Genomic DNA, 11,906 nt, shown 5'->3' on the forward strand with positions numbered 1-11,906 from the left:
AATCCCCGAAATAGGAACAATGCGATATGGAAGACCTGATTAACGAGGCCGGCAACGGCAGCGAAGACCTCGGCACGTCCACCGACAAGCCGTTGAGCATCCGCGATAGCCTGAAGGCCGCGATCGACAGCACGGAAACAACGCCGGCCAACGGCTCCGATCGCCAGCGTGACGAGCACGGCCGTTTTGCCCCGAAGGATCAGGACAAGACCGGCCAACCGTCGCCGCAGCCCGCGGCGGCGCCAAAAGCGGCGCAGGCGGACGCAACAAGCGCAGCTCCTGCCGCTCAGCAGACGTCAGCCGTATCACTTGAGCAGCCGCCGACGGCTTCGTCGCATCGTGTCCCGCCTGGCTGGTCACAGGAGGCAAAGGCGCAGTTCGCGAGCCTGCCGCCCGAAGTGCAGGCCGCCGTCAGCAAGCGCGAAGAGGAGGTCGATCGTGGCTTCCGCGTGCTTCAGGATTACAAAGGTCTCGAAGAATTCACGCCGATCGTCAGGCAGGCCGGCACCACACACGCCGATGTCATGCGCAAAGCGATCGACTGGGAGAACGCGCTCATCCGCGATCCCGTCAACACTGTCGTTGCCGTGGCGAAAATGGCAGGCGTCAATCTGCACGCTCTCGTCAACGGTCAGTCCGATCAGATCCTGCAGCGCAGGCCGCAGCAGGAACAGCAACAGCCCACGCCTCAGCCCGTCAACGTAGAGGCAACGGTTGAACAGGTACTCCGGAAAAGGGACACGCAAACTCAAGTCGAAGCGTTCCTTTCCGATCCGGCAAATGTGCACGCCGAAGCCGTGCTTGATGACATGGTCGCCCTTATCAGCGCGGGGCGCGCATCGTCACTCAAGGACGCCTACGACGCCGCATGCTGGATGCGCCCCGATATTCGTCAGCAGCTGATCAGCCAGACTGCACCGGCGAACACGGTTCAAGATCAGAATACCCAGAGGGCCGCAGCGGCAGATCAGGCCCGCCGCGCCTCACGATCGATTTCCGGCTCTTCCGCACCTGGGCCAACCCCGGGCGCCGGCGCCGGTCAGCCAACCTCAATCCGTGAATCCCTTCGCACAGCGTTGCACGCTGCGAACGGTCGCGTTTGATCAAAGGAACCATGATCAATGCCTATGTCGCCCAACCTCTCTGAAATCGTGACGACTACCCTGCGTAACCGCAGCGGTACCGTTGCCGACGACGTTACGAAGAACAACGGTCTTCTCACTCGTCTTAACAGCCGCGGCCGCAAGAAGCCCGTCTCCGGCGGCCGCACCATCGTCCAGGAGCTGCAATATGCCGAAAATTCGACCTTTCGCAGATATTCCGGATACGACATCCTGAACGTGCAGCCGTCCGATGTGATTACCGCAGCCGAATACGACCTCAAGCAGGCGGCGGTCGCTGTCTCCATGTCCGGCCTCGAACAGCTGCAGAATTCCGGTGAAGACGCGATCCTCGACCTGCTCGAGCAGCGCATCGAGAATGCGGAAATCACGCTGAAGAACAACATCGCCCTCGACTGCTATTCCGACGGAACAGCCGATGGCGGGCGTCAGATCGGCGGCCTGCAGCTGCTGATCTCGACTTCTCCCACCTCCGGCACTGTTGGCGGCATCTCGCGCGCCACCTGGGACTTCTGGCGCAACCAGAAATTCTCCGCCTCGGCCGATGGGGGCGCCGCAGCATCCAGCACGAACATCCAGAGCTACATGAACCGGCTCTATATGTCCTGCGTACGCGGCTCCGACGCGCCCGATCTCGTCGTCGCCGACAACAACTTCTTCCGCCTCTACTGGGAATCGCTGCAGGCGATCCAGCGCATCACCTCGGCCGATAAGGGCATGGCCGGCTTCCAGTCGCTGCAATACATGGGCGCCGACGTGATCTTCGACGGTGGCTTCGGCGGCGGCGCGCCGCTGAATCAGATGTTCTTCCTCAACACCAAATACCTGTTCTACCGCCCGCACCGCGACCGCGACATGGCGCCGATCGGTGATGAGCGCATGAACACCAACCAGGATGCCTTCGTGCAGCTGATGGGCTTCGCCGGCAACCTCACCATGAACAACGCCTTCCTGCAGGGCGTGCTGTTCGCCTGATCGAACGAAAGGATCAACATCCATGACCATCGCAACTTCCCAGACCGATCGTCTTGGCGCGAATCCGTTCGTCGTCGAAGGCCCCATCGTTGCCGGCTCCGGGATTCCGGGGCCGAACTTCGCCCTCGGCTCCATCGCATGGGGTTCCAAGGAAGCGGAGTGGGTCTATTGCAAGCTCGTCCTTGCATCGACCACGACGCTCCAGCCTGGCCAGTGGTTCCAATGGGACCGCGACTATACCGCAACCCTGTTGACCACGGCCGCCGCCGTTGTCGGCTATCGCTGCGGTGTTTTCGCCGGTGCGAGCCGGGCTCCGACACAGTCCGGTGGTCCTGCTCAGGCCATCAGCCTCGCAGCTGGCACCTATTACATCTGGCTGCAGCGCAACGGTGAGGCTCCGGCCTTGGTGTCGACGGCAACGGCGGCTCTCGTCGTCGCTGAAACCACGGCAACGGCCGGTCTTGCCAATGCACCTGCATCGGCAACAGTGTCGTCCAAGGCGATCCAGGGCGTCAACTTCCAGGCGGCCAACCAGACCTTCACCGCTACGACCGTCAACGGTTCGCCGGTCCTCTCGGCTCTGGGCAGCGTCAGCCCGGAAGGTGGCCCGTTCATCGGTGCCGCCATCTCCGGTACCGGCATACCCGGTTCCACCACCATCACCGGGATCACTTACACCCCCTCGGGTGTAGTGCAGAGCATCACCATGTCCGCCAACGCCACAGCCAACGGCACCGCCATCACCGTCACGGCGACGGGCGTGCTCGAGTCAACGCTGATGCGCCCGTACATCTCGAAGGTGAACTAACCTCTGATCACTGGCGGGCGCTTCGGCGCCCGTTACTTTCCCCGCCATCAACCGCGAGACCATCACCATGGCCGATACCAACACCGGAATTTATGCCTCCTTCAGCCTTGAACCGGTCGAGCAGACCTTTCTGACAGAAAAGGAAGGCCGACCGATTTTCGCCGATAAGGAATTCGTGCGAATTTTCATTGCCGGCGACAAGCACACCGAGGTTTACCGCGAGGTGACCGAGAACGATAAGCTCCGCTTCTCCGACGCGTACAGGCGCTTCAAGGATGGCGCCGCTGCCCGCGAACAGCTGGTCGGCACGCCGCTTTCGCAGTGGCCATACCTGAAACCCAGCCAGATCAAAGAGCTTGAAGCGATCAACATCTACACCGTCGAGCAGATGGCCGCCCTGTCGGATACTGCGAAGCAGAAGCTTGGCATGGGTGCAAACGAGCTCGTAGCTGCCGCCCGCGGCTACCTGGCGACCGCCGAAAACTCCAGTGCGGCTTCGGCTTTCGCCGCAGAGAACGAACGGCTGAAGGGCGAAGTCGAGCGCCTCAACGACCAGATGAAGCAGATGGCTTCTCGCTTCGAAGCGCTCGAAAACGAGCGCCAGGGCGGCGGCAAAGGCCGCGGCCGCGAAGCAGCCTGATTGGAGATCCGCGCATGTCGCTCTTGACCATAATCCAGAACGTCTGTGCGGAAATCAGCATCGATCCGCCGACCGCAGTCATGTCGTCGGCGGACCCTCAGATTGCACAGCTTCGCATCCTGTCGTTTCGCGCCGGCCGCGAGCTGATGAGAGGCCATGATTGGTCGGCGCTTGTCGTCGTCAGGAACTTCACTGCTACCGGTGTCATTCCGGAGCCGGCCGAACCGCCCGCGGATTGGGATCGGTTCCTCGATAATTCGAAGATCTGGAACACATCGCGCCTTTGGCAGCTGAATGGCCCGGTCGAGCCGCAGACCTGGGAACGCAACACGATCATCAATTCCAATCCGGTGCCGCAGATCTGGCGCATGCTGGGCGGCAAGCTGGCGATCTATCCCAACGATGTCGGCGAAACCGTCCGATATGAATACGTGTCGAACTCGTGGGTCGCCGTCAACGGCGGCACGACTTATGCCGCCACCTGGGCCAACGACACTGACACGGCGCGGTTCCCTGAAGAACTGCTCGAGCTTTCGACCATCTGGCGATGGAAGCGCGCCAAGGGCCTCGACTATGGGGAAGAGATGGCAAATTTCGAAAGGGCGAAGGAGTCGGCGATCGGCTCCGACCGCGCCGCTGCGCCGATGGATATCTCGCTGCCGAATAGAGGGCAGGTGCCCGAGAACTATTGGCCCGGCATCATCACGGTGCCGAACCCATGACAAGGCAGCCCGTTCCAGCGAGTGCCGGCAAAACCCGCGTCTCTCCCAGCAAGGACTGGATTGCGCCGATCGGCGGATGGCGCACTGACGTCGAAATGGCGGACATGCCGAAGGATGCTGCGTTCCTGCTCGACAACTTCTTTCCGGAGGCCAACCGAGTCCGTGCCCGCTATGGATATCTCGCCTTTGCCACGGGCCTGGGCGCCGATGTCAAGACCGTCATCCCCTATACCGGAGTAAGCAATCGGCTCTTCGCCGCGGCAGGAGATAAAATCTTCGATGTGACGGCCGGCGGCGCAGTCGGTGCGGCTGTCGTGTCTGGCCAGTCCAGCGCGCACTGGTCGGCGCAGCAATACACGAACCCGGCGGGCCAGGAATATCTGCGGCTGGTGAACGGTCTCGACACGCCTCTGCTCTTCAACGGCACGTCGTGGACGAACAATTACATCGTCGGGAGCGCAGCGCCGGTAACGCAAAACGTAGCGGTCAAGAACGTGCCCTATACCCTGAGCTTCTTTGGCACGGGCTCGATCACGCTCTCTGGAGCTTATGCCGGCGTCCTGAACGGCACCGGCATCGGCAATCGGGTCACGCTTACTTTCACGCCCGCGGCCGGCACGCTGACGCTCACAGTGGCGGGCACCGTCACGAATGCCCAGCTTGAGACCGGCTCCGTCGCGACCCCATATGTTTCATCGACGATGATAACCGGCATATCGGACCCGTCATTGCTGATCGCGGTGACGACTTACCGGTCTCGCCTGTGGTTCATCGAGAAAAACTCGACGAACGTCTGGTATCTCGCCACCGACGCCGTCAGCGGCACGGCCACAGTTCTGCCGGTCGGTGGCAACATGAAGTACGGCGGGACGCTGGTCGCAATCAACGTCTGGACCATTCCAGTTTCCACCGGTCTGCAGCAATGCCTTGTCCTGATGTCATCGGAGGGCGAGGTGATCGTCTACCAGGGATCGGATCCATCCAGCTCAACGAACTGGGGGCTGCTTGGCACCTTCAAACTTGGCCGGCCGCTTGGCACGGACAGGTGCATGCTGCCCGTTGGTGCCGATCTTGCGATCATGACCACGGATGGCATCGTTCCGATTACCAAGGCCGTCCAGCTTGACCGCGGCGCAACGAGCCTCGGCGCCATCACCGCGAAGATCGGGCCTACGTGGCGCGAGACGGTGGGCGCGGTCGGCACGACATCGGATGAATGGCAACTGTCGAGCTTCCCGAAACGTCAGATGGCAATCGTCAACTTGCCTTCGTCCTTTGGGCCTTATCAGTACGTCATGAACACCGAGACGGGCGCCTGGTGCCGCTTCGTCGGTATCTCGTCGTCATGTTGGGCGACGTGGCAGGACCGACTGTTCTTCGGTTCGAGCGATGGCACCGTCTATGAAGCCGAGGCCGGCGCCAGCGACAACGGCACGGCGATCGACGCCCTCATGGTCGGAGCCTGGAACCGCTTCGGGGATGGATTGGCAACCAAGTTTTCCAAGCTGATCGGCGTGACGGCTCAGATCGGGGTTTCGACGCTGATGTATGCCGGGATTTCGGTCGACTATCAGACGAAGATCCCGACCGCGCTTCTCTCGTCCGTTGAGAACAGTGCTGCGGCAAGATGGGGAACCGCGGTCTGGGGTGTGTCCAAGTTCCCCGGCACGATCCTTGCGCGGAAATTCGCCTCTGCCGGCGCGTTTGGTGCGGCACTTGCGCCAACCGTGCGCGCTCTGATCTCCGGCTCCTCAGCCTCGATCTCCGAGGCGGCCGTTGTCGGTGGCGAGGTGCTTTATGAAAAAGGCGCGCCTCTTTGATTGTCTCGGAGCCTCGGGCCGATATCGCCGGCTGGGTCGGAACCAAGATCGGGGTGTCCTTCGAACCGCCCTATACAGCATTGGCGCATGTCGATCGCGGCCGGATCATCGCGGCGTATGTCTTCAATGTCTGGACGGAACATGACGTCGAGGTGTCGCTTGCCGCCGACCGGCTGTCCGTCACGCTGATGCGCGCGGCCTTCCGCTATGTCGTCGATCAACTCGGCTGCCGCCGTGCGACGTTCAGGACGCGTGCCGACAACGTGCAGGCTCAGAAGGCCCTCGACAGGCTCGGGGCGCGTCTGGAAGGGCGCCAGCGCGAATATTTCGGTGACTGCGACGCGCTGCTCTATGGAATCTTGAAAGAGGACTTCCCCTATGGTCTCAACGCCTAAGGCGCCGAAAGCGCCCGATCCCACGCAGACCGCGGCAGCGCAGACGGCGACGAACGTGGACACCGCGATTGCGAACGCCGGTCTCAGCCACACCAATCAGTACACGCCCGACGGCTCCCTGGAATACAAGGTCACCGGCCATACGACGATGACCGACCAGAACGGGAAGACCTATCAGCTCCCGACCTATTCGGCCTACCAGACCTATTCGCCGCAGAACCAGGCAATCTACGACCAGACGCAGCAGACGCAGCTCGGCCTGGCGAAGCTCGCGAACTCGCAGACTGGCAAAATCTCCGGCATCCTCGACACGAACGTCGATCTCAGCTCTGGGAACGTCGACAAATACGTCAACGACCATTGGCAATCCGGCTTCAACAATCAGTGGGATCGAGATCAGGCGAGCTTGGAACAGAGCCTTGCCGACAAGGGCGTGACGATGGGATCGGCCGCCTATGATAATGCTATGCGCGATTTCTCCACCCGCAAGCAGGCGGCGTCCGATCAGTACCTCGGCGACATGTATTCCAATGCGCAGAATTCCATCCTGACCGAGCGCAACCAGCCGCTGAACGAGATTTCGGCATTGATGTCCGGCTCGCAGGTCAATCAGCCGAATTACGTCAATACGCCGACGACACAGCTTCCGACCGTCGACCAAGCCGGACTGATCAACGAAAACTATAATCAGCAGATGGGTGCCTATAATCAGCAAGCCGCCCGCTCGAATGCTGCCATGGGCGGTTTGTTCGGTCTCGGCTCGGCGCTGCTCGGCGGCTGGGCGATGTCCGATCGCCGGCTGAAGCGCGACATTCATCAGATCGGCCAAACAGCGTCCGGACTGCCGGTTTACGAATACGAATATCTCTGGGGCGGCGGCCGGCAGGTGGGCTTCATGGCCGATGAGGTCGAAGCAGTCACTCCCGGCGCCGTCGCCGTGGGCCCTGGCGGCTTCAAGATGGTCAACTACGCGAGGGTTCTGTGATGGGCTTCATCTTCGGCGGCGATACGGGCCAGACGCAGGCGGACGTCGCAGACGCTCGCAAGCGGCTGGCTGCGGCTATGCTGCAGCAGGGCACGGACACGAGTCCGATCCAATCGCCATGGGAAGGCGCAGCTCGCATGGCGCAGGCGCTTATGGGTGGCCTCGCCGTCCGCAACCAGGCGAACCAGCAGCAGGCGGCCGATGCCCAGGTGATCGCAGCCATCACCGGTCAGCCGTACACGCCTCCTGAGCAGCCCAAGAGCTTTCTTTCGTCGCTGTTTGGTGGTGGTGACAAGCCATCCAATCCAGGTGCTACTGGCTCCTCGATGCCGAAAGTGGACGCGGCGGGTAACATCCCCGCGGCACCCTTCAAGGCTGGCGGCAACCCTGAAGTGGCGGAATACATTCGCCAAGCATCGATCGCCAGGGGCATTGATCCGAACTATTCTCTTCGGGTCGCCGGTCATGAGGGATTGAACGTCTTCGATCCTTCGCAGCCTGATCGCGGCGGGGACGAGGGCTCTTCATTTGGTCCCTTCCAGCTTCACTATGCCGGTATGTCGAAATCGATGCCGAACGCAGGCCTCGGCGACGAGTTCACAAAGGCAACCGGTCTCCATGCCAGGGACCCGTCGACGTGGAAGCATCAGGTGGACTTCGCACTCGATTGGGCGCGCAAACACGGCTGGGGGCCGTGGATGGGTGCTAAGGCCGAGGGCATCACCGGTATGATGGGTATCGGCGCTACGCCTCCGCAGCAGGCCGCGAGCGCCGCACCTTCCGCGGCTGTGCCTCCCAGATCACCGATGCAGCCGGGGCCTATGAATCCGCTGCCCGCGGCTGCTGGCGAAGTGGCAAGCCTTGATCCCGCGATCGGCATTCCCATGCCTGGGGCTGCAGGCCAGATGCGCGCCTCCGATCCTGCGCAAGTGGTCGCTCCACAGTCCGGGGCGCAGGCCGCGTTGCCACCGCTGCCCAGCAAGGACGTCGGCCCAACTCCTCCCGCCGCTGGAGTGCCCGCTGGTCAGCCGCAACCACAGCAGCCCGCGCCAGTTCGGCTCGCCCAGGCACTCGACAACGCTCCGCAGCAGCCGAATCCGATGGCTAACCCGCGCGCTCAGGCGCTGGTGCAAGCGATCATGAACCCGAACGCGTCGCCGCAGGTGAAGGCTCTGGCGGCGCAGCAGCTGCAGATCCTCGCCAGACCGCCGGAATACGGGTTCGAGACGTTGCCGGATGGGACCGTTCTGCGATCCGATCCGCGCACCGGCACGGTCGCACCGATCTATCAGGCCACGCCGAAGCCGGTTGAAGTGAATGGTCGGCTCGTGGACCCGGTCTCTGGAAAGGTCATCGCCGACTATAGCAACCGGCAGGTGAGCACCGTCGATGGCACCGTGATCGATAACACCACAGGAGAGCCCGTCTATCAGAGCCATAAGCCGATGGACGTCAATGGCCGATTGGTCGACCCTGTCACCGGACAGCAGATCGCAGACTACAGCAATCCGAATGTTTCCGATGTGGATGGAACTCTCGTCGACCAGCGGTCGGGGAAAGTGATCTATCAGGGCAAGCCGAAGGGGATGGCAATCCAGCCAGGCGAGACCGTCATCAATCCGCAGACGGGCGAAGTCCTTCATCAGGGTACCGGATATAAGCCAGAAGACGTGTCGAACCTCCGGAAGGAAATCCAGAACCTGCCGACCTATAAGAGCTATCAGCAGGCGCTTCCTTCTTACTCGTCGATGATCGACACTGCGAAGACGGACTCGAAGGCATCCGACCTGAACCTGATCTATGGCCTCGGCAAGATCATGGACCCGAACTCTGTCGTTCGCGAAGGCGAAATGACGATGGTGCAGAACACCTCGTCATGGCCGGACTGGCTTAAGGGTGCATACGACAGCGTTACTGGCGGCTCTCGACTTGAGCCCGATACGAGGAAGGCGATCCTGGGCGAAGCACGCAGCCGCATGATGGCTTATCGCGGGGCGCTCGATAACGACATCTCGCAATATCGGGGCATCATCGGCCGGCGCGGTATGAACGAGGCGGATATCCTGCCGACTCTGGGGGATATTGCGGCGGTCCCGGATCTGGTCCAGCCCCCACCGGCTACAGGAGCGGCGCCACCCGTGCTGCCACCGGCTCAAGCCCCAGTTCAGGCGCCGTCACCACTGCAGCAAGGGACGCCTCGACCCCGCGCCACAAACCCGCAGACGGGCGAGGTTATCGAGTTCGACGGCAAGCAATGGGTTCCGGTGAAATAAATGGCCGATAAAACGCTCAAAGACCTTATCATGCAGGGCAGCGTTCCACCGTTGCCTCCTGGCTTTGTCATTGATGGTGGCGCGGGTTCTAACGTGCCACTGCCTCCGCCGGGATTCATCATGGCAGATCCTGCGCCGGCTACTGCTGCGCCTCCTCAAACGGGCGAGGAGCTGCGAGCCCGCATCTATGCTGATCTTGCCGCCAAGCGCGAAGCCAAGCGGCCCCAAGGGCAGCCAGCGGTTGATCGGTATGGACTGCCGGCCGACGATGCTCTTTCAGTCGCCAGGACAGGTGTCGGCGGTCTCATCGAAGGTACTCCAATAGTTGGGCCGTTGATCCGCGGTGGTACCGAGCGGGCCGCAGCGGCGACGCTCGCGGCGTTCTCGGATGAGACATACGATCAGGTCATGGACCGCATCCGTGAAGCGAACCGGGCGGAAAAAGAAGCGAACCCGTACATCGATAAGGGTGCCCAGATAACTGGAGCCGTCGCCGGGACTATACCGGCAATCATGGCCGCCCCCGTCGCTTTCGGCGCGGGCGGTGGTAGCTTGGCCCTGCGTTCGGGGATCTCTGCGGGCACCGGCACCATCATTGGGGGCGCTGACGCGGCTGTTCGGCATGGCGGAGATCCCGAAGATATCAGGGATGGGGCACTGTCGGGCGGCTTCTTTGGATTAATTGGTCCCGCAGCCGGCAAGGTCGTTGGTGCCGGCGCACGGTCGCTGGTCGACGCACTCCGCGCGCGAGCGGCTGCCAAAGTAGCCGGCATGGACCCGCAGGCGTTCGGATACTTCCGGCGTGCGGTCACCGATGACGGTCTTGACGCCTCGACGTTACCGCGCAGGCTGACGGAAATGGGTCCCGAGGCTATTCCGGCGGACCTGGGCCCGAACCTTCAGAAGCAGGCGGGAGCGCTCGCGGCAACTCCCGGCGAGGCACAGGCGACAATTCGGAACGCGCTCACCGATCGCCAGGCCGGCGCAAACACTCGCATCGGTCAAACCATCGATGAGACGATGGGGCCGAACGTTGTTCCCTCGGAGGTCAGAGCCGGAATTGAAGCCAATCAGCAATCCTTCGGACCCCGGTATCGCGAAGTCTTCAGGGGCGTCGGCCCTTACGACATGGCTCCGATAGCCGAAGCAATGGAAGCTGACATCAGCCGCCTTCGCGGCCCAGCTCAGGCTCGGTTGCGGCAGGTTCGCGACATGCTGAACGTTGCGAATTCGAACGTTCTTTCCACAGATCCGGGCGTCATGTTTCAGACACGTCAGGCGATCGACGGACTTCTGAAGACGGAAGTTGATCCGAAGGCGATTGCCACCCTGATAGAAGCGCGGCAGATGCTCGACGACGGGCTTACCCGTGCCGTTCCTCGCATCAAGGAGCTCGACGCAGGCTTTTCGGAACTCGCCCGCCAGGACGAAGCTCTGACACGTGGTCAGCAAGTCCTCGACAGTGGACGGACAGCGCCGCGCCCCTCAGAGTTGGCGGCAGAGGTCGAGCAGGGAGTTCAGCCGCAGGGGATGCAGATTGGACCGTCTGCGGTCCCGCTGCGGCTGTCACAAGGAGCCCGCGCCGAGATCGACCGCATAGTAGGCACCAACTCCAACGATATCGCCGCCATGAACAAGCTGATCAAGGGCGAGGGCGATTGGAACCGCGCGCGTCTCTCTACTCTCTTCGGACCGGAGAAGGCCGACCAGTTGTTTAAGGTACTCGAAAACGAGCGCATCTATGCCGACACGGCCAACACCGTCACGCGCAATAGCGAGACCGCGGCGCGAATTGCAGCTCAAAATGAGTTGGGCGGGGGAGCCGGGAATTTCGGTGTGAAGGAAGCATTCAAGGCCGGTGGCTTCCTTGGTGCCGCTCGGTCGGCCGCTATCGATAAAGCCGATGACATCGTGAGGGCGCTGATATCGAGCAACACCGGTAACGTCACCCGCGAGAGCCTCGCGCGAGCACTTATCGGTGAGCAGCGTGAAAAGCTGGTTGAAGGGCTGGTGAGAGCGCAGGGGATGGGAACGACGCCGGCTCTAGTCGATCCTGTTGTCAAAGCCCTGCTTCTGAACGCCGGAGCCCCGAGGACGCGATGACGGATCGATCCAGCAAACGAGCAAATAGAAGGCGATCATGAATAGGACGCCGACGATGAGGCCG

The 11,906-nt window shown here is 62.0% G+C and carries 10 protein-coding genes; all 10 read left to right on the top strand.

What is annotated here, in order from left to right:
- Positions 1 to 26 precede the first annotated feature (26 nt).
- The 10 genes from HJB91_RS10495 to HJB91_RS10540 all read left to right on the top strand — a co-directional run bounded on the left by HJB91_RS10495 (position 27) and on the right by HJB91_RS10540 (position 11,842).
- Positions 27 to 1,103 (top strand): hypothetical protein, encoded by a 1,077-nt coding sequence (locus HJB91_RS10495; protein WP_221154650.1) that lies wholly within the window; start codon positions 27 to 29, stop codon positions 1,101 to 1,103.
- Between the two features lie 18 nt (positions 1,104 to 1,121).
- Complete coding sequence (locus HJB91_RS10500; RefSeq protein ID WP_221154652.1) at positions 1,122 to 2,096, top strand: phage major capsid protein; 975 nt, start codon at positions 1,122 to 1,124, stop codon at positions 2,094 to 2,096.
- Between the two features lie 22 nt (positions 2,097 to 2,118).
- Complete coding sequence (locus tag HJB91_RS10505) at positions 2,119 to 2,904, top strand: hypothetical protein (protein WP_221153112.1); 786 nt, start codon at positions 2,119 to 2,121, stop codon at positions 2,902 to 2,904.
- Positions 2,905 to 2,971: 67 nt separating this feature from the next.
- Positions 2,972 to 3,544: a hypothetical protein gene (locus tag HJB91_RS10510; protein WP_221153113.1), complete on the top strand. Its 573-nt coding sequence runs from the start codon at positions 2,972 to 2,974 to the stop codon at positions 3,542 to 3,544.
- Positions 3,545 to 3,558: 14 nt separating this feature from the next.
- On the top strand, positions 3,559 to 4,266 hold the full coding sequence (locus tag HJB91_RS10515; protein WP_221153114.1) for a hypothetical protein: 708 nt from the start codon (positions 3,559 to 3,561) through the stop codon (positions 4,264 to 4,266).
- Positions 4,263 to 6,086 (top strand): hypothetical protein, encoded by a 1,824-nt coding sequence (locus tag HJB91_RS10520; protein ID WP_221153115.1) that lies wholly within the window; start codon positions 4,263 to 4,265, stop codon positions 6,084 to 6,086. Before HJB91_RS10515 ends, HJB91_RS10520 begins: the two co-directional genes overlap by 4 nt.
- Positions 6,083 to 6,481 carry a GNAT family N-acetyltransferase gene (locus HJB91_RS10525; RefSeq protein ID WP_221153116.1) on the top strand — a complete coding sequence of 133 codons (399 nt, stop codon included), beginning with the start codon at positions 6,083 to 6,085 and terminating at the stop codon, positions 6,479 to 6,481. Before HJB91_RS10520 ends, HJB91_RS10525 begins: the two co-directional genes overlap by 4 nt.
- The gene (locus HJB91_RS10530) at positions 6,465 to 7,466 is read left to right on the top strand and encodes a tail fiber domain-containing protein (RefSeq protein WP_221154653.1); all 1,002 of its coding nucleotides are present in this window, start codon (positions 6,465 to 6,467) and stop codon (positions 7,464 to 7,466) included. The genes HJB91_RS10525 and HJB91_RS10530 overlap by 17 nt, the downstream gene beginning before the upstream one ends.
- Positions 7,466 to 9,739, top strand: coding sequence for a hypothetical protein (locus HJB91_RS30625; protein ID WP_259669059.1), 2,274 nt, complete (start codon positions 7,466 to 7,468; stop codon positions 9,737 to 9,739). The genes HJB91_RS10530 and HJB91_RS30625 overlap by 1 nt, the downstream gene beginning before the upstream one ends.
- A complete protein-coding gene (locus HJB91_RS10540; RefSeq protein WP_221153118.1) occupies positions 9,740 to 11,842 on the top strand; it encodes a hypothetical protein in 2,103 nt (700 codons plus the stop codon).
- Positions 11,843 to 11,906: the final 64 nt, after the last annotated feature.

This window comes from Rhizobium sp. NLR10b (assembly GCF_019685435.1).
Lineage (GTDB): Bacteria > Pseudomonadota > Alphaproteobacteria > Rhizobiales > Rhizobiaceae > Rhizobium.